12 protein-coding genes and 7 pseudogenes are annotated in these 18,821 nt (G+C 55.0%); 15 read left to right on the plus strand and 4 right to left on the minus strand.

Going from position 1 to position 18,821, the window contains the following annotated elements; all coding sequences use genetic code 11:
- Positions 1–37 precede the first annotated feature (37 nt).
- The 10 genes and pseudogenes from EBB79_RS23080 to EBB79_RS25355 all read left to right on the plus strand — a co-directional run bounded on the left by EBB79_RS23080 (position 38) and on the right by EBB79_RS25355 (position 11,531).
- Positions 38–2,270: pseudogene (locus EBB79_RS23080) on the plus strand (TRAP transporter permease).
- 139 nt (positions 2,271–2,409) lie between these two features.
- Complete coding sequence (locus tag EBB79_RS23090; RefSeq protein ID WP_238705167.1) at positions 2,410–3,693, plus strand: MmgE/PrpD family protein; 1,284 nt, start codon at positions 2,410–2,412, stop codon at positions 3,691–3,693.
- Positions 3,694–4,942: pseudogene (locus tag EBB79_RS23095) on the plus strand (sarcosine oxidase subunit beta family protein). It abuts the gene before it with no gap.
- Between the two features lie 12 nt (positions 4,943–4,954).
- A complete protein-coding gene (locus EBB79_RS23100; protein ID WP_127751385.1) occupies positions 4,955–5,242 on the plus strand; it encodes a sarcosine oxidase subunit delta in 288 nt (95 codons plus the stop codon).
- Positions 5,243–5,253: 11 nt separating this feature from the next.
- Positions 5,254–8,209 (plus strand): annotated as a pseudogene (locus EBB79_RS23105) (sarcosine oxidase subunit alpha family protein).
- Positions 8,202–8,768 (plus strand): sarcosine oxidase subunit gamma, encoded by a 567-nt coding sequence (locus tag EBB79_RS23110; protein ID WP_127751386.1) that lies wholly within the window; start codon positions 8,202–8,204, stop codon positions 8,766–8,768. The pseudogene EBB79_RS23105 and the gene EBB79_RS23110 overlap by 8 nt, the downstream one beginning before the upstream one ends.
- A 276-nt stretch (positions 8,769–9,044) precedes the next feature.
- Positions 9,045–9,323: a hypothetical protein gene (locus tag EBB79_RS23115; protein ID WP_127751387.1), complete on the plus strand. Its 279-nt coding sequence runs from the start codon at positions 9,045–9,047 to the stop codon at positions 9,321–9,323.
- A gap of 455 nt (positions 9,324–9,778) precedes the next feature.
- On the plus strand, positions 9,779–11,032 hold the full coding sequence (locus EBB79_RS23120; protein ID WP_127751388.1) for a thiamine pyrophosphate-binding protein: 1,254 nt from the start codon (positions 9,779–9,781) through the stop codon (positions 11,030–11,032).
- 26 nt (positions 11,033–11,058) lie between these two features.
- The gene (locus EBB79_RS25770; protein ID WP_127751389.1) at positions 11,059–11,202 is read left to right on the plus strand and encodes a thiamine pyrophosphate-dependent enzyme; all 144 of its coding nucleotides are present in this window, start codon (positions 11,059–11,061) and stop codon (positions 11,200–11,202) included.
- Positions 11,203–11,255: 53 nt separating this feature from the next.
- A complete protein-coding gene (locus tag EBB79_RS25355) occupies positions 11,256–11,531 on the plus strand; it encodes a thiamine pyrophosphate-dependent enzyme (RefSeq protein WP_274594866.1) in 276 nt (91 codons plus the stop codon).
- 21 nt (positions 11,532–11,552) lie between these two features.
- On the opposite strand, the pseudogene EBB79_RS23135 reads toward EBB79_RS25355, so the two are convergent.
- From EBB79_RS23135 to EBB79_RS25775, 3 genes and pseudogenes are all read right to left on the minus strand, one after another.
- Positions 11,553–12,305 (minus strand): annotated as a pseudogene (locus tag EBB79_RS23135) (aspartate/glutamate racemase family protein).
- Positions 12,306–12,330: 25 nt separating this feature from the next.
- On the minus strand, positions 12,331–12,702 hold the full coding sequence (locus tag EBB79_RS23140; protein WP_127751391.1) for a hypothetical protein: 372 nt from the start codon (positions 12,700–12,702) through the stop codon (positions 12,331–12,333).
- A gap of 535 nt (positions 12,703–13,237) precedes the next feature.
- Positions 13,238–13,334, minus strand: a pseudogene (locus EBB79_RS25775) (transposase); the annotation flags it as partial.
- A gap of 596 nt (positions 13,335–13,930) precedes the next feature.
- Here EBB79_RS25775 and EBB79_RS25780 point away from each other — a divergent pair.
- Positions 13,931–14,970: pseudogene (locus tag EBB79_RS25780) on the plus strand (IS30 family transposase).
- Here the strand turns inward: EBB79_RS25780 and EBB79_RS23155 are convergent.
- Positions 14,967–15,845 (minus strand): LysR family transcriptional regulator, encoded by an 879-nt coding sequence (locus EBB79_RS23155; protein WP_127751392.1) that lies wholly within the window; start codon positions 15,843–15,845, stop codon positions 14,967–14,969. The pseudogene EBB79_RS25780 and the gene EBB79_RS23155 sit on opposite strands and share 4 nt — an antisense overlap.
- Positions 15,846–15,948: 103 nt before the next feature.
- Here EBB79_RS23155 and EBB79_RS23160 point away from each other — a divergent pair, with 103 nt between their 5' ends.
- The 4 genes and pseudogenes from EBB79_RS23160 to EBB79_RS23170 all read left to right on the plus strand — a co-directional run bounded on the left by EBB79_RS23160 (position 15,949) and on the right by EBB79_RS23170 (position 18,810).
- Positions 15,949–16,161 (plus strand): hypothetical protein, encoded by a 213-nt coding sequence (locus EBB79_RS23160; protein WP_127751393.1) that lies wholly within the window; start codon positions 15,949–15,951, stop codon positions 16,159–16,161.
- 576 nt (positions 16,162–16,737) lie between these two features.
- Positions 16,738–17,256 (plus strand): pyridoxal-phosphate dependent enzyme, encoded by a 519-nt coding sequence (locus tag EBB79_RS25360; protein ID WP_274594861.1) that lies wholly within the window; start codon positions 16,738–16,740, stop codon positions 17,254–17,256.
- Complete coding sequence (locus EBB79_RS25365; protein WP_274594862.1) at positions 17,165–17,701, plus strand: pyridoxal-phosphate dependent enzyme; 537 nt, start codon at positions 17,165–17,167, stop codon at positions 17,699–17,701. Before EBB79_RS25360 ends, EBB79_RS25365 begins: the two co-directional genes overlap by 92 nt.
- Positions 17,702–17,851: 150 nt before the next feature.
- Positions 17,852–18,810, plus strand: a pseudogene (locus tag EBB79_RS23170) (TAXI family TRAP transporter solute-binding subunit).
- The last annotated feature ends 11 nt before the right edge of the window (positions 18,811–18,821 follow it).

Here is an 18,821-nt window from a genome sequence, read left to right on the forward strand (position 1 = left end):
TCTCCTGAAGTTTTTCCAACAATAGCAAAGCTCAATCATGTCGCCTGACTCTCAACTTGATCCCGAGGCGCTTGAAGCGCTTGAAAAGAAATTCGATTCTTCGCTTAACACGCGTGACAATGGTCCGACCCTGACCAAGGTAATATATTGGGCGACGATCATTTTTGCGCTGTATCATTTCTGGACAGCCGGATTTGGCACGCCTGTGGATCACGTTCACATGGGCATCCACCTGGCCGGATTGTTTCTGTTCATCTTTGTCGGGTTCCCTTTGATAAAATCCGCTCGGGCGCTGGAATGGCACGGACCGCGCGCCTTCGCTCCTGGCAACGTGCCGCTCTACGATTGGGCGTTGGCTGGGTTAGGAATTGCCGCTGCTCTGTTCCTCTGGTTCAGCTGGCGTGGCTTCACGGGCCTGGGCTTTGACATCAGCGAGCAATCGCTGCGCCAGGGTAACCCGTCAAATCTAGACGTGTTTTTTGGGTCAATTCTAATCTTGACGGTACTGGAAATCGCCAGGCGAACGATTGGTTTCGTCTTGCCGCTTATTATTTCCATTTTCATGATCTACGCGCTTTTTGGCCCATATATGCCTGCGCAGATCCTCAAACATCCCGGGTGAACTGGCAGCAATTCGTCAACAACATGTACTTCCCGTCGGAAGGTATTTTTGGTGTGACCCTATGGGTTGTGTCGACAGTGGTCTTTCACTTTGTCCTGTTCGGTGTGGTTGCTCAGCGCATGGGGCTGGGGCAGTTCTTTGTCGACAATGCGATGATCATGGCGGGGCGCTATACGGGCGGCCCGGCCAAGGTCTCGGTGGTGTCATCGGCGTTTTTTGGCACCATTTCAGGCAGTTCAATCGCCAATACGGTGTCAACCGGTTCGCTGACTATCCCTAACATGAAGAAGATGGGCTATCCCGGTCACTTTGCTGGCGGGGTCGAGGCCGCGGCCTCGGCAGGCGGGCAGATTACTCCGCCCATCATGGGGGCGGCGTCCTTCCTGATGGCAGAATACCTTGAGGTGCCCTACACGACCATCGTGATCGCCGCACTCATTCCGGCACTGATGCACTATATCAGTGTGATGTCGATTGTGCATTTCACCGCCAAACGGCTTGGCCTGCCAACTTACACCAAAGATCAGCTGCCGAATTTCGTGCAGGTTTGGCGTGATGGCTGGTACACCGTTATTCCGCTGCTTGCCCTACTTATGGTGCTGTTTTCGGGATACTCACCCAATATGGCCGCCTTTGTCGGCCTTAGCCTTTGTGTCGTGGTGGGCTTTTGTGCTTTCGACAAGCCGGCCAGCCTGATAGTGCCTTTGGCCTTCCTTGGGTTCGTTTTCTGGAAAGCTTCACCTCACTCTGGTGAGGGCTATAGTCCTCAGATGGCCGGCGTTCTTGCTGCTCTTACTATCATCGGCACCCTGCATCGCAACAAACGTCAAACCTTTCGGGATCTGTTCGACAGCTGCCACGTTGGTGTGCAATACGCTTTGGCCGTTGGGGCTGCCTCTGCTGCTGTGGGCATTGTTGTTGGGGTTATCAACACAACCGGAGTCGGCTTTCGTCTTGGTTTTATGGTAACCAACGGCGCAGCGGATATGGCCACCGTATTGGCCCCGCTTCTGGATTGGACGACGCTTGATGTCTTTACGCAAAGCTCGATCCAGCAGTTTCTGTCGCTGGTATTGGTTGCCATTGCCTGTATCCTGATGGGAGCCGGATTACCGACAACTGCACTCTACATCATGTTGGTTGCTGTCGCTCAACCTGCATTGTCGCAACTTGGCGTGCCGCCTCTCGCGACCCATATGTTTGTGCTCTACTATGGTGTGATTTCGGAAATCACTCCACCGGTCTGTGCGTCAGCCTATGCCGCCGCCGGGATTGCCGGAGCCAACCCTTTTCGCACCGGTGTCAGCGCGTTCACTTTGGGAACGGGCAAGTTGATCGTGCCAATGGTCTTTGTCTATGCGCCAACCATGCTGATCATGTTGCCAGAGTATTTCACACTGTGGTCTTTCCTGCATGTATCGCTCACCTGTGCACTTGGAATCGTTATGATTGCAACGGGTATTTCGGGGTTCTTCCTGGAACGGATGCAGGGGATCTGGCGGTGGGTCATCGCTATCGCAGGTATCCTGATGGTGGCCCCAGCATGACCAGCAATATTGTTGCTCTTGTTGTCGCTGCGCCTGTTCTGATGTCGCAACTGCATATTCGTAAGACCGATCCATCCCCGCTTTGGGTCAAGTCAAAGTAATCTCAACAAACCTTAAAATTTCGGAGGAACCCTACTGTGAGCACATGGGTGACTGAACAACTGGCGGACTGGGCCATTGAATTGCGCCCAGACCAGCTGCCAGCTGATGTATTGGACAAAGCAGGAGACTGCATTCTTGATGCTATCGCCTGCGCTATTGCTAAACAAGCAGATGGATGGAGCAAGTCGCGTGCGGGCAGTTGCCCAAAGTACTTTTGGACCGGGGTTGGCCAAAGTGTGGTTCAGCGACCGGCAGATGCATCCCACAGGGGCCGCTTTTGCCAACGCAGCTGCCGCTTCATGCCTTGATATTGACGACGGCCACCGGCGGGCCAACGGACATCCGGGTGCCGCAGTTGTTCCAGCAGCACTGGCAACGAGTGGCCCGAAAACCAAGGGTATCGATCTGTTGACCAATGTCGTCGCGGGCTATGAAGTGTGCGTCCGGGGCGGGATGTCAGAAAACCATCGATCCTATCACACGGGCAATTATACTGGGCTTGGGGCTGCTGTTGTGGCCGCCCGAACGGCCGGGCTGAATGCTCAGCAGTTGATGCATGCATTGGCAACGACGGTTTATCATGGTCCTCGGGTTGCTGACCTGACCCATAGTCAGGACATGGGGTCGAACGTTAAGGAATCCATTCCGTGGTCCGTTGTTGCCGGCATGATGGCCAGTACCCTGGCCGAGCAAGGGTTCACTGGTTGCCGCGATGCTATGGACATCGAAGAGCGTTACACGCCTTCGCTCGCACTTGAAGGGTTAGCCAAAGGGGGCTTCCCCAAAACGCCGAACGGCAACTCTGTTTCGCACGCGATATTGCGCACTTATTTCAAGCGCTATGCCTGTTGCCGATGGTGTCACAGCGCTGTTGAGGGACTGTTGGTGATTTTGCGCGACCAGGGACTTTCGGTCGCTGATATTCAAAGCATCGAGGTGGAGACGTTCCTGCAATCCGCAAATCTGAACAACCTGGCTGACCCGCCCTCGCTGGAAAGTGCGCAATATAGTGTGCCCTACTGTATGGCCATTGCTGCGGTCCTCGGCGAAGACGCGCTGTCGCCCATGTCAAACGAGGCGCTGCACCATCCGCAAGCCGTGGCGCTGGCCGAAAAGATCGTGGTCCGCCATGACGCCTTATTGGACCCGATGTTTCCGGCTCAAAATCCGTCGCGTATCCGGGTCATTACGGCTGATGCCAGCTTTGAAGAGTTTGTGTCCGCGCCTTGGGGCGAACCGGACAATCCGCCGTCCCGCGCCGAGCTGGTTAAGAAGTTTCGCGGTTTGGCCGAAGGTCGGCTTTCACAGGAGCAGGTCGATGCCATCGTCGTAGGCGTTGAGGTGCTGCGAGAGGGCACCGCCGGTCCTTTACTTGATGCATTGGGGTCCATCGCGCCCGGTGATCAAAAAGGGGAAGACTAAATGCGGTACTCAGGTCTTCGTGTGATTAAAGAGGCTTTGACGGGTCATCGGGGCTGGGGTCCTGTTTGGCGTGATCCTGAGCCGCAATCTTCGTATGATTTTGTGATTATTGGCGGTGGTGGGCATGGGTTGGCCACGGCGTATTATCTGGCCAAGACCTTTGCCAAGTCCCGCATTGCGGTGCTTGAAAAAGGCTGGATTGGCGGCGGTAATGTTGGCCGCAACACCACGATCATCCGCTCGAACTATATGCTGGATGGCAACGAGCCGTTTTATGAGTATTCGCTGAAGCTGTGGGAGGGTCTGGAGCAGGAGCTGAACTATAATGCGATGGTCAGCCAGCGCGGCATTCTCAACCTGATCCACAGCGATGCGCAACGCGATGCCTTTGTCCGGCGTGGCAATGCCATGATATTGAACGGGGCCGATGCCGAGCTGCTGAGCACCGAGCAGATCCGCAAGGAATACCCGTTTCTTGATTTTGACAACGCCCGGTTCCCGATCAAGGGCGGGTTGGCGCAGCGGCGCGGTGGCACGGTGCGCCATGATGCGGTGGCCTGGGGCTATGCCCGGGGCGCTGACAGGCTGGGCGTTGATATCATCCAGAACTGCGAAGTCACCGGGTTCCGCATTGAGGATGGGATCTGCAAAGGGGTGGAAACCTCGCGCGGGTTCATTGGCGCCGGTAAGGTCGGCTGCGCGGTTGCGGGCTCGTCTGGTCGGCTGATGGCCAAGGCCAATATGCGGCTGCCGATCGAAAGCCATGTCTTGCAGGCCTTTGTCTCGGAGGGGTTAAAGCCCATTCTGCCCGGCGTCATCACCTTTGGCGCGGGTCATTTTACTGCAGTCAGTCCGACAAGGGCGGGCTGGTGTTTGGCGGCGATATTGACGGCTACAACTCTTATGCCCAGCGGGGCAATCTGCCGGTGGTCGAGGATGTCTGCGAAAGCGGCATGGCGCTGATCCCGGCGCTGGGGCGCGCCCGTCTGCTGCGCATGTGGGGCGGCGTCATGGACATGTCGATGGATGGCTCTCCGATCATTGATCGCACCCATATTGACGGGCTCTATTTCAACGGCGGCTGGTGTTACGGCGGCTTCAAGGCCATCCCGGCGTCGGGCATGTGTTATGCCCATCTGCTGGCCACCGACACCCCACACGACGTTGCCACCGCCTATCGCTTTGATCGTTTCCGGCGTGGCCACATGATCGATGAAAAGGCATGGGCGCCCAGCCCAACCTGCATTGAGGAGCACCTGAGATGCTGATCAACCACCCGCTTCTTGGCCCTCGCGACGCGCAAGAGTTCACCTATCTGGGCGATGCTTCGCTGATCAACCGGCCCGACTGGCAGGCCGAGGATGCCCAGGAGCAGTTCCACGACTACCTGTATCTGCGGGATAATCCCGCAGGTCTGCACCGCGAGCTGTGGTTCCACGAGACCGGCGATCGCAGCTGGGTGGTGGTGACACGCGACACCACCACCCATGAAATCACCAAGGTTGAGCTGGCCCGCGATGTGGCCCGCTCCCTTGGCCGCAGCAAATAGAGGCGCCGACCATGGCACAACCAAACCGATTACCCGGTGGCCAGATTGACCGCAGCCGGACGTTGAGCTTCACCTTTGATGGCAGGTCTTATCAGGGTCATCCCGGCGACACGCTGGCCTCGGCGCTGCTGGCCAATGGGGTGCGGCTGATGGGGCGCTCGTTCAAATACCACCGTCCGCGCGGGTGCTGTCCTCGGGCAGCGAGGAGCCCAACGCCCTGGTCGAGCTGCGCAGCGGTGCGCGCCGCGAACCCAATACCCGCGCCACCACGGCGGAATTGTTTGACGGGCTGATGGCCAATAGCCAGAACCGCTGGCCGTCGCTGAAGTTCGACGCCATGGCGATCAACGACCGGTTCTCCACCTTTCTGACCGCCGGATTTTACTACAAGACCTTCATGTGGCCCGCGGCCTTCTGGGAAAAATCTACGAGCCGATCATCCGCAAAGCTGCCGGTCTGGGGTCGCTGTCCTTGCAGGAAGATCCCGATAGCTATGACAAAGGCTTCCTGCACTGTGATCTGCTGATTGTTGGCGCTGGCCCTGCCGGTCTGGCGGCGGCGCTGACGGCGGCGCGCGCCGGGGCACAGGTGATCCTGGCCGAGGAGGATTTTGTCTTTGGCGGTCGCCTGAACGCGGAAAATTTTGAGATTGGCGAAGGATCTGCACTGGACTGGGTCTCGCAGACCATGGCAGAGCTGCAGACGCTGCCCAATGTGCGTTGCATGGCGCGCACCACAATTATTGGCGCCTTTGACCACGGCATCCACGGCGCAGTCGAGCGGGTCTCGGACCATCTGGCCACGCCGGATGCGGGCAAGCCGCGCCAGATCCTGTGGCGCATCTACGCCAAGCGCACGCTGCTGTGTGCCGGGGCGATTGAGCGGCCCATTGCCTTTGAAAACAACGACCGGCCCGGCATCATGCTGGCCGGATCCATGCGCGCCTATGCCAATCGCTGGGCCGCAACTCCGGCGCAGAAAGTGGTGGTGTTTACCAATAATGACGATGGCCACCGCACCGCCCTGGACCTGATCGCCAAAGGCGTGGGCGTCGCTGCCGTGATCGACACCCGTCCTGATGCGCCGCGTCTGGCCGATTGCGAGCTGATCCAGGGCGCCCGGGTGATCGACACCTCGGGCCGGTTGGGGCTGAACTTTATCCAGCTGCGTCTGGCGGATGGCTCGGAACGCACCATTGAGTGCGGCGCGCTTGGCGTCTCCGGCGGCTGGAACCCAAATGTGCATATGACCTGCCACCAGCGCGGTCGCCCGGTCTGGAATGATCAGATCGCTGCTTTTGTTCCGGGGGGGGATGGCCCTGCGGGCTTAAGTGTTGCCGGCGCCGCCAATGGCGATTTCTCAACCGCTGCGGCACTGGCCAGTGGCAGCAAACAGGCGGTACAGGCGCTGCAAGAGCTGGAGATTGACGCCCCCGCAATCACCCTGCCGCAGGCAGAAGACGCGCCCGTCAACCTGCAGGCCTTTTGGCATGTGGGCGAGGGCAAGGGCCGCGCCTGGCTGGATCAGCAAAACGATGTCACCGTCAAGGACGTCAAACTGGCACATCAGGAGAACTTCCGCTCGGTCGAGCACCTGAAGCGCTATACCACGCTGGGCATGGCGACGGATCAGGGCAAGACGTCGAACATGGGCGGCCTGGCGATCATGGCCGAACTGGCGGGCAAATCGATCCCGCAGGTCGGCACTACCATTTTCCGCCCCCCCTATACCCCAGTGGCAATGGGCACCCTTGGCGGCCGCTCACGCGGGGGGGATTTCCACCCCACCCGCAAGACCCCCAGTCACATCTGGGCCGCCGAACAGGGCGCGGTGTTTGTCGAGGTCGGCAATTGGCTGCGGGCCCAGTGGTTCCCGCAACAGGGCGAGACCCATTGGCGCCAAAGTGTCGACCGCGAGGTCCGCGCCACCCGTGGCTCTGTCGGGATCTGTGATGTGACCACCCTGGGCAAAATTGACGTCCAGGGCGCGGATGCGGCGGATTTCCTGAACCGGGTCTATGCCAATGCCTTTGCCAAACTGCCGGTGGGCAAAACCCGCTATGGGTTGATGCTGCGCGAGGATGGCATTGCCATGGACGACGGCACCACCGCACGTCTGGCCGAGGATCATTTTGTGATGACCACCACCACCGCCAATGCGGTCACGGTCTATCGCCACATGGAATTTGTCCACCAATGCCTGTGCCCGGATATGGATGTGCAGCTGATCTCCACCACCGAGGCCTGGGCGCAATATGCCGTGGCCGGTCCCAACAGCCGGGCCCTGCTGCAAAAGATTGTCGACCCCGCGTTTGACATCAGCAACGAGGCATTCCCATTCATGGGCTGCGCTGAGATCACCGTCTGCGGCGGCTTACGTGCCCGGTTGTTCCGGATCTCGTTCTCGGGCGAGTTGGCCTTTGAAATTGCGGTGCCCACCCGCTATGGCGACGCGCTGATCCGGGCGCTGATGCAGGCCGGAGAAGAATTCGACGTGGTGCCCTATGGCACCGAGGCCCTAGGCGTGATGCGGATCGAAAAAGGTCACGCGGCGGGCAACGAGCTGAACGGCACCACCACCGCGCTGAACCTTGGCATGGGACGGATGGTGTCCAAAAAGAAAGACTGCATCGGCAACACCCTGTCCGAGCGCGCCGGGCTGAACCCGGTGGATGCGCTGGCGCTGGTCGGCTTTAAACCGGTGAACAGCACTGACAAAGTCACGGCAGGCGGGCATCTGATCACCGCAGGTGATGCGGTGGATGCGGCGCATGATCAGGGCTATGTCACCTCGGCCTGTTATTCACCGATCCTGAACAGCTCGATCGGCATTGGCTTCCTGAAGAACGGCAGCGCCCGCCTGGGCGAGACCCTGCTGCTGACCAGCCCGCTGACCGGATTGGACGTGCAAGTTCAAGTGGTCAGTGCGCATTTTGTAGACCCAGAGGGGGACCGTCTTCGTGATTAATCTTACAGCAGTTACTGCCCTGGGCGGACCGTCAGCCCGGGTGGACCACTTTAACGGCGTCACCGTGACGGAATGCCCCGACTGGGCGCTGGCCTCGGTGACGGCACGGCGGGGCCAGAGCGGCCAGACCGCCGATAAAGCCCGGGCCATGCTGGGGTTTGCGCTGCCCGACATTGGGCTCTGCACCGGTGACGGCAGCCTGTCGGCCTTTTGGATCGGTCCCGAGCAATGGATGATTGAGGCACCGCACTCCAGTCACGAGGATCTGGCGGCGCAGCTGAAAACGGCCCTCGGCGACAGTGCGTCAATCACCGAGCAAACCGACGGCTGGGTCCGGTTTGATCTGACCGGGCCAGGCTGCACCTCTGTGCTGGAACGTCTCAGCAATGCCAATACCGCAACGATGAAATCCGGCAGCATCACCCGCACCGGCATTCATCATCTGGGCTGCTTGCTCAGCTGTCGCAGCAGCGGCGATCACTACAGCATCTGGGGCCCCAGATCCGCCGCCCAAACCCTGCACCACGCCATAGACACCGTCGCCAAAAGCGCCCTGTAGACCGCCACGGCCAGGGGCGTATCAGCCGGTCAAATCGAGGGAATTGACCGGTTGTTCTCAACCCGAAACAAATTAATCTTCTTACGGTCCTGCTGCGGTGTAACTGAAAATATTGGAACGTGGCGATATTGTATAACCGAAGCGGTTTTTGGCGCATCCAATAGCCGCTGGGCTGTGAATTGGCTTTGGGTAGCCGTCATCGCCTCTGTTTGACCAAATCTTAACCCATTTTGTGACACCCTTTTATTATTGATTGTTTAGTGATCGGGGGCGACGATGACTGTATTGAGTGTTAAGCTTGAGAACGAGCAAGATTTCGGGGGTGCTATGGCTTGGGTTGGCTTCACGATAGGCGCGTTAGTGGCCGTGGTCGTGGCGACATTGGCCTATACCGTTTTGGGATTACCATTGTGGGTTGTGCTTCTAAGTTATCCGGTGATCGGTATCCTGGTGGCTTTGGCGGTGCTTCTCAGTTTAGTCGCGCGCAGCGAGGGAGCTAAGACCTCAGAAACAAGCAGCAGGAAACAGCCCAAAGTGCCTGCACGCTTGGGATAGCCTGACATCTGAAGCGACTCTTTCGTTCCAAATATTTCTTATATTGAGATAAAATGCACCCCATCGGGCTGCACGAACGCTGCGGTCAGGGCCTGGATTGCTGCTGTCGGAGCGCGGTCTATTTTTGCGGCGGGCATAATTTTCCGCGCAGGTATTGTTTGATCGAGACCCTGCAGGCGAAACACCTGAACGACTTTCCAAGCAGGATAATGGTTTTCAGCGTTTGGGTTCCAACTGCCAGCCAGCCAGGCAGGCTTGCGTCGCACTCTCCCGTCGGAAGAGGACAGTGCTTGAACGTGCTTATACGATCCACTTTGACTTTCTCTGCAGTGAATAAGTTACTCAATTGGCTGATGAAGTCACAATGCTCAAGCAAAGAGTGTTGACCTGTGGTCACTTTTGTATATCTTATTGTATACAGATTTTTTTACAAACCACACCCACGGGAATGAAAAATGAATAACTCGACCGTTTCAGTTCTTAATGGAGCTCAGATCATCTTGAAGATGTTAGAGCTCCACGGGGTCAAACACGTCTTCGGCCTGCCTGGGGAAACGACAATCGGTTGGTATAAGGAGTGGCAAGAACATTCGGACATCGAATATGTGCTTACGCGTGATGAGCGTACGGCCTCTTTTGCAGCTGAGGCCTATGCTAAAATTACTGGTCGCCCTTCAGTATTGGAAGCGCCGAGTCCGGGCGTCACTCATTGCACGCCTGGCGTCACGGAGGCCTATCTTAGTTCGGTTCCGATCATCTATTTCAGCTCTGACATTCCAATCAATCAGGACAAGAAACACGGTCTGACGGGCGTGGACCAGACAGCTCTGTTTGAAAGTATATCCAAGGAATCCTTTGTCCTTACCAATGCCAAAGAAATTCCATTCCTGATACGCCGTGCATTTCGAGTCGCCACTTCAGGGCGTCCAGCGCCTGTTCATATACGCGTTCCAATTAATGTCTTTCATGACGAAGCTGAGATTGATGACCTATACGCCGAACCCGATTATAGCTTCTATCCCGCACATCGCCCCGTTGCCGATCATAGTAAAATCCGTGCGGCCATTGAGATCCTGTTAGCAGCTAAAAAACCTGCAATTGTTTGCGGGCAGGGCGGGTTAATTTCAAAGGCCTCTGACATTTTGTTGGAGCTCGCGGAAATGTTGCAGATCCCTGTAGGGACAACCACGCCGGGTAAAGGCACAATCCCTGAAAATCACCCACTTGCCCTACGCGTTATTGGTGGCCGAGGAGGGATGGAATACTCTAACAGCTACGTGCGGGATGCAGATACCATTTTCTTTATCGGAACAAATACTGACAGCGCAGCGACGGATCACTGGAAGCTTTACGGTGATCCAAAGTCGAAAACATTTATGCACCTCGATATTGCCGAAGCGCACGTTGGGAACACTTTTCCCGTCAAAGTCGGGTTGGTTGGGGATGCCCGCGCTAGTTTGGAATATATGGTTGAAATTCTAAAGGCCGATTACACTGATGTACAACGTCCCAAAATTGATCTGAATCCTATCAAGACCACTGCTTTGGGGAAGGTTTTCAACTCCAATATCCCAATGCCAGAAGGTACTGTTTCCCCGGTCAAACTATCACAGGCGTTGGACAAAATATTGCCAGCCGATGCAATCGTAACATCTGAACCGGGGTTAGTGCAATCTATCCATCTGCCCTGCTCACAATCAAAGAAGTAGGCCGCAGGTATATCACCAATTACTCTATGGGTGCGTTGGGTTATTCCGTTCCGGCAGCACTGGGTGCATCACATGCCAGCAGCGGCCCGATCATTTCCTTCACAGGAGATGGGTCGTTCGGTTTTGTCATGGGTGACATGGAGACCATCAAACGTAGCGGAAAAACGTAACTGTCATTCTGACGCGGAACGATACATTCGGCTGGATCAGAGGCGAGTCGTTACTGCTGGAGGATGTGGATGAGCCATGGTCGACGGATTTTGGGGCCGTAGACTACATCAAACTGGCCGAGGCGTTTGGTTTTCAGACCGCACGTATCACAAGTGAGGATGATATTGAGACCGCCCTCACTGCGGCAATCAATCACCAAGGTGCAAGTTTTATTGAAATGATGGTACCCTCCCAAGACAAGATAGTGCCGTTTGTGCCAAACTGGGTTCGCAGCGCAAAGCAAAAACCTGCCTTATTTCGAATAGGGCAGGTGACTGGTTGGTTGTAGTGGCAATGACTGCGCGTGGACCTAAAATAGGCCCGCGCGCGGATCATCTAATTCCAGCCTGAAACGATCCGGAACAAGCCCTTGTTGGAACCATTTTACAAATGAGTAGATAGAAAACACCGGCAGACCCGTCACCTTGCGAACGTCGTAGGCATAGGGTGTCATATTTGTGCATTCTAACACGATGGCGCCAATATCACGGTCCGTTTCAACTATCTCTTTGCGGCCGCAATCATGTCCTGCCGACATTCGGCGAAATTAATTGCGTCGTGGTCATCCAGGATACAGCGCGTAAAGGTGTGGCCGTCATCAGTACCGAAGATTGGAACATTTTCAGGGTTCTGAACCCCAGCGGCGCGCAAATGGTTGGACGTCAATGTTGCCTTGGAAATCGTCAGCACAGCAACTTTTTACCCGGCGGCAATAGTGCCTGTACCATTGGAATTTGCATCAGCGATGAAGTGGCAACAGGAACCGGTACGGCCTCTGAAATTCGGTCCTGCGTCAGTGCAAGAAAACCACAATTGGTTGTGATCCCATCGCATCCAGCTTCTACTAGCTCTTTTGCACCGTCGATGAACTTATCCACCAGTTCCATGGGATCAGCCCGTACGATCTTATTTGGGCTAGCCCTTTAACAACGCGATATTGAACCGGAAAGGGCCAAGTCGTCGCATTTCCAATGTCACCATGTATACGTGGGAAGCGGGCCTCTAACATAAGAATACCCAATGTCGCCCCGTAAACGGATTTTCCACCATATTCTATAGTCATAGTCTACCTTTCTGTGGTCTAGCCGCTAGTGAAACGGGTCATAAATTTGCGATAAGGCTTTTCCGATTGCCCGGTCGCCTGTCCAGTGATGATTTTGATATGGTCGCGTTTTCATTGTGCGGGCCACAGCAAAGCGAACGGCACTGGCTTCAAGTGCTTTATGCCGTTCAAATAGATAGAAAACCAGGTCGGGGATAAGGGTACAATTAAGCCGCAGCCACCTTCGGAAACCAGCAATCGTTCTGCGCCCAAACGGCTCGTGGCCCGCGAATAGCCGTTCGGTTGGCACCGAACTTTTTGGGCGCACAGTATTGTTTATATGCTCTGCCGGTTTGAACTCAAATTGGGTGACCATGCTGCAAACTTTTTCAAAAACAAAATTTACATTTGAAGACATTTTGTCGTTTTCCCGCTGTCACAACCTTCTCCCAACCGCCAAGAGGAAAGTCAATATTTTTGTAAACAAACTTGGATACCATATGGTATACAGTTCTGTGTATTTTAACATCTTTAGAGTGAGAAACGATAAACACATCGCAGGTGTTGGCGCGCGTGGATTGGTCCGGGCCAGCCAATTTGAAGTTATGCCACAGATGCGCATTGCCATGACCAATGACTGACCCGGTCAGAGATAATGCTCAATATCCTTGGGCAACAGCACAACAGCTCGTTTTCTAACAACATTGGCACTATCCATGAAGCCGCCGATAGGTATCTGTCAGGGATGCGGACCTCCTGTTGTGTGTCCGTCGTCATATAAAATGGGCATCGGAGCGGATTGAGTTTTGGAAGCTCTGGTTCGTTCTTTTGTCGTCATCGCCCGCAGCCTTCTGGCCATTCGGTTCGCCAATGCAACGGTAACAACCATGCGCGGTTACTTCTCAAAACTATGCGCAAGCCAAGGATCTTCGCAACTTCCTTTGCGTGCGCTGACCCATTCGTAATGCGCCCAAACCGATCCTTGCCGCCGGTTGAGTGTTGTCGTGGGACCAGACTCAGCCAAGCCGCGAAGGTGCGACCCTTCCTGAAGTTCTGGACAGAGGGCAGAAAGCCTAGAGCGCCGACAAACTCTGCGCGGTATCTTTCTGCGAACAACCGACCATTCCTGTGCTGTTGCGGCAAAACGATTCCATAATCAGCCGAGTTCGAGCGAACAGAATTGATGACCTGTGTTCGCTATCGGACAAACATCTCGTGTGATCGGAGTGGCATGGCCTGAGCCTGCTGATTTTCGTCTTTCACCGCTACCGTGCGCATGGACGGCCGAGACGCAGCTTCCACGATCTCTTCAGATCGATCGCATCGTTCTTCGAAAAGTTTAACGTAGAGTGCGGGGATAAGCCAAACCTCATGACCGGCAGCTTGCGAATGATGAGCGACCCGCAAGCATCACTGGCAACGATGCATGGAGGTATATCTGAAAGCACTTTCTGGAACTGTGGACGGGTCAAATTCCGTCTAAGGTTAACATAACCCCTATTATGGGTGCGCGCATTGTGACAGAGTGCGCGCTACTTCCAACTGCAACTCTTGTTAGGAAACAGTAGCTTATCTAACAACAGGAATCGGTGTGGGAGCCGTTTATAGCCAGCTATCTATCACAGAACAGCGCAGAATTCCCTGTCATTGTTCGCTATGCAATCAACTGCCGGGCAGTGGAACGCTGGAGACATGCAAAGGTCCTTGTCATTGAGATGGCTCGCGTTCTGGGACGTTGCAGATCAACGATATTCCGAGAATTGAAGCGTAATCATTTCTCTGATCCCTGTATGCCAAAGTGCGGCAGATATTATGGCGCTGCTGCCCAGTTGGTGGCAGCCGGACGGTGTGCTCGACAACGAAAATTGATCAAATATCCAGCTCTGACCAAACGTGTGGTTGAACGGCTAAAGAATGGTTGGACGCCTGAACAAATCGCATATCGAATGATCCACGAACAAGCGCCGCTCAGAGTCTGCCAGGAAGGATCTACCACTACATTTACTCGAAGGAAGGTCAGCGTGTTGATCTGTGGTGGTATCTGCCGACCCACCGGGTCGCCCGCAGGCCAAGGCGTGCTCGGAAGCGTCAAGAACCCAAGTTTCATCGGGATGTCAGCATCCTGTTCCGCCCGGACGATGTCGCTCACCACCGCCAATTCGGGCACTGGGAGGGAGATCGTCTGCTGTTCAAACAGAAGCTTGGCCAAACGAATGTGACCTCGCTTGTTGAACGCGTCAGCCGCTTTACCGCGATCTTAAAGAAGCCGAACAAACGCACGATACCCGTGTTGGGCAAGATCATGAACACCATCCGCGACCTGCCCCTTATCGCTTGTAGGTCGATCACATTTGACCGTGGCTCCGAGTTTGTCTCTTGGCCGCATCTACAGGCCGAGATTGGGACACAAGCCTGGTTCTGTGATCCCTCCTCATCCTAGCAAAAAGGCACGGTTGAGAACACCAATCGAAGAGCGCGCCGGTGGCTGCCTCGCAAACGCGACATTCGTTCAATGACTGATCACGACATGAAGATGATCTGCGATCGCCTTAACAACACGCCGCGAAAATGCCTGGGGTGGACGACGCCCGCTGAAGTGTTCGGCGAAAAAATGATGGAGGAAACGCGACGACCACCCTACCCTGACCCCAACATGAGACGCGATCCTGGTATCGTTCACGGTTAGGTTTTTTGTAGTTCAGCAACGAGTCGTTGAAGCCCCGGTATATTGTGGGACACCGACGAAGCGATTATTCGGATTGGCCATATTAATTCTGACGTCAAAGCTAAAGACGCGATTTTGGTTTCTTTAGATGCTGACAGTACACCTTCATCCACGATGGCACGACCTGCACCTTGCGCAACCATGCTCACCAATGCAGTTTGCGTTTTGGCTTCGGCTCTGACGTGAAACGACACTCCCTCTCGATCAAACATATGCTCAACGGCTCGGCGAAAGGGGCTGTCCACGGGCAGCATGATTTGTGGACAGGCCGCGAGGTCGGTGGGTGAAATCTTCTGCGCAGACGCGATTGGATCGTTGGGCGGAACAATGACAGTTGGCTGAATGTCTGCCAACCGAGTACAGACCAGATTGGGGTCGCCAGGGTCGGATGAAACAACAGCGCAATCGACACGCCCTTCGCGCATAGCTGCAAGGCCGGCCTGTTCATTCAAGACATCCACATCAATTCTCAATGACTCATATTGGGCCATTAGAATACCGGCGGCTGTGGCAACTCGTGTATCCGCCACCGCTGGCACTGCGGCCACTCTGAGGTGCCCACCCGTTCCTGATGCAATTTGCTCTGCCGTATCTTTGATGCGTCCCAACCCCTGATAATGTTGCTGAACTGCGGTGTATAGGCTGCGTGCAGCGGCAGTGGGTTCGAATTTTCGCCCTGCCCTATCAAATAATGGCACTCCCATTTCAGCTTCAAGCTCTGCGACGACCCTGCTGATTGCTGGCTGTGAAATATATAAAGCATCCGCCGCTTTTCGCGTCGATTTTTGACGGAAAGCCATCTGAAATATTTCGATCTGTCGGGCTGTGATACGCATATGAAAGGATAACACAAATGCATCAACATATACAATAAAATGATTTTTTAGTCTGCATTAGTGACGATAGCATGGGGTCAACAACTTCACCCTAGGACACCAAATGTTTGCAGACGCCGTTATTTTACTCATTGCGATCCTAACAGGTGCAGCGCTTCAAGTCGGAGTAGGCATTGGGTTTAGCATCGTGGTTGCACCTCTCATGATGGTTCTGCTGGGCACCGCCACTGCAGTTCCCGTGCTGCTTGGGCTAAACACACTTGTGTCAGCCGTCGCTGTTGAACCGCGCATTTGGCTTCGGGAAAAAGTTGATTAAAAACGCGATCACCGGATGCCTGATCGGGATTGTTCTAGGCTTGGTTGTCTATCCGTATATGTCAGAGAATGTAGTGTTGTTTTGACCGCTACATTGTTGCTGATCGGGGTTATTACAACGCTAATACCCCAGAGATCTGACGCCGGGCCGGTCGGCTTTAAGATAGTCTCTGGCCTGTCAGGACTGGCGACTGTTTGGGCGGCCACTCCGGGGCCATTAATGGTTTTGGATTGTTGGCAATTGGGCGTTCGGCCCAAGAAGCACGCAGATTGGTTCAGCCCGTCGCGTTGGTCGCTTATGGCGTGGCGTTTGCTCTCCACGGTCTTTTGGACTGGGCAATCTTCATCGAGGTGCCAGGCCTGTGGCAATTCGCACTCGCGGCTTTCATCGGGAGCATTTTGGGTCGGTTGATTGGCCCGAAGCTTCCGCAAAAGCGATCACATATGCAATACGCATCATCTCAATTGTGGCATGCACGGTGCTTTTCCGCAGAGCGTATTTAGGAGGATAATAGGGTTTGATGGTAGAGCAATTGAACATTCATCAAAATTGGCCGCTTTTCCACGGGCGAAGCTTATGACTGGAGAGACGCCGGTTGAACGTCTCGATAGAATGTCCGACCTGTTGGGCATCGACCTTTGGCTCAAACGCGATGATCTGACCGGGCTTAGCTTTGGCGGCAATAAAACCCGCCAGTTGGAATTCTATTTTGGTGAAGCGCTCGCACAGGGCGCGGATACCGTGCTGATCACCGGCGCAGTGCAGTCAAACTTTGTCCGTTCTGCCGCCGCCGCTGCCGCGCGCCTGGGGCTGAAAGCCGTGTTGCAACTGGAAGAACGGGTGCCCGATATGGGCGCACTTTATTACAGTTCAGGTAATGTTCTGCTCGCCAAAATTCTTGGTGCCGAACATATGAGCTATCCGCTTGGCGAAGACGAGGTGGGTGCCGACAAAGCCCTGCATGAACGCGCCGATCAATTGCGCGCCGAAGGGCGCACGCCCTATGTTATACACTTGGGCATCGACCACCCCTTTGGGTGCAATGGGCTATGTGCCCTGCGGAGACGAATTAAACCGACAAATCAGCGATTTTGATGCGGCGATTGTTCCGTCCGGCAGCGGGGCGACCCATGGCGGGTTCTTAACCGGGCTGCATTTGGCGGGGCAAAAAGCACCCGTTTATGGTATTTGTGTTCGCCGCGGTGAGGCACAACAACGGGCACGGATGGTAAAAGTGCTGAGCAAACTGGCCGTGAAGCTGGATGTCGAACCGGCCCCATTGATTGAGGACATCAATGTCTGGGATGGGGCGCTTGCACCCGGATACGGCCTTGTCGGCGACAGTGCGCGTGAGGCGCTGACACTGATGGCGCGGACAGAGGGCATTTTTCTTGACCCGGTTTACACAGCCAAAACATTTGCAGGGCTTTTGGGTTTGTTGAAAGAGGAACTCTTCAACGCGGCCAAAAAATTGTGCTGCTTCATACCGGCGGACTTCCGGCGCTGTTTGGATATCAAGAGGAACTTCAATAGCTCTTAACGGATTGTCTGGCGGGCAACATTTCTGACGACTGATGCCCGTCATACAAAATACCGCGTCTATGCAATGTGGTCACCTAAACGGCCACTACGGCAATGGTAAACGCCGAAAATCACCAAGACGCGTTCAATTTTTCACAGGGAGGATACCATGAAAATGAAGTTAGTTTATGCTGCAGCAGCTGCGTTGACGTTTAGTGCAACCGCACATGCCGAAGAGTTCGTGACGATCGGCACGGGTGGCGTGACAGGTGTTTATTATCCAACAGGTGGATCGATTTGCCGCCTTATGAACAAAAGCGCAAGGAAACGGGTGTGCGCTGTACCGTAGAAAGCACGGGCGGTTCAGTCTACAATATCAACACAATACGTGAAGGCGAGTTGGAGTTTGGCGTGGCCCAGTCTGACTGGCAGTACCATGCCTACAACGGCACTTCAAAGTTCGAAGCTGCGGGTCCGTTTGAGGATTTGCGCGCCGTGTTTTCTGTACATGCTGAACCGTTCAACGTGATGGTACGCGCCGACGCTGGTATCGACAGCTTTGATGATCTGGTAGGCAAGCGCGTAAATATCGGCAACCCCGGGTCAGGCCAGCGCGGCACGATGGAAGTTTTGATGGCCGCAACAGGCTGGACCACTGATACTTTCGCTTTGGCATCGGAGATGAAATCAGCAGAACAATCCAGCGCTCTTTGCGATAATCAGATTGATGCATTTATCATCACAGCGGGTCACCCATCGGGTAACTTGACGGAAGCTGCAACCACTTGTGACGCCAAATTGGTGCCCGTGACTGGTAAAGCGGTGGAAGCATTGATCAACGACAATGCGTACTACCGGTCCGCCACCATTCCCGGTGGCATGTACCGTGGAACAGACGACGATGTTACCACTTTCGGCGTTGGGGCAACCCTTGTGACATCCGCATCAGTGTCGGACGAAGCGGTCTATGCGTTGGTGTCCTCGATCTTTGAAAACTTCGATGACTTCCGCAAATTCCACCCGGCGTTTGCCAACTTGAAGAAAGAGGAAATGGTGTCAGCAGGTCTATCTGCACCAATCCATTCCGGCGCGTTGAAGTATTACAAAGAACAAGGCCTGATTGATTGATTTAACATTTG

Origin of the sequence: Parasedimentitalea marina, assembly GCF_004006175.1 — a bacterium.
GTDB lineage: Bacteria > Pseudomonadota > Alphaproteobacteria > Rhodobacterales > Rhodobacteraceae > Parasedimentitalea > Parasedimentitalea marina.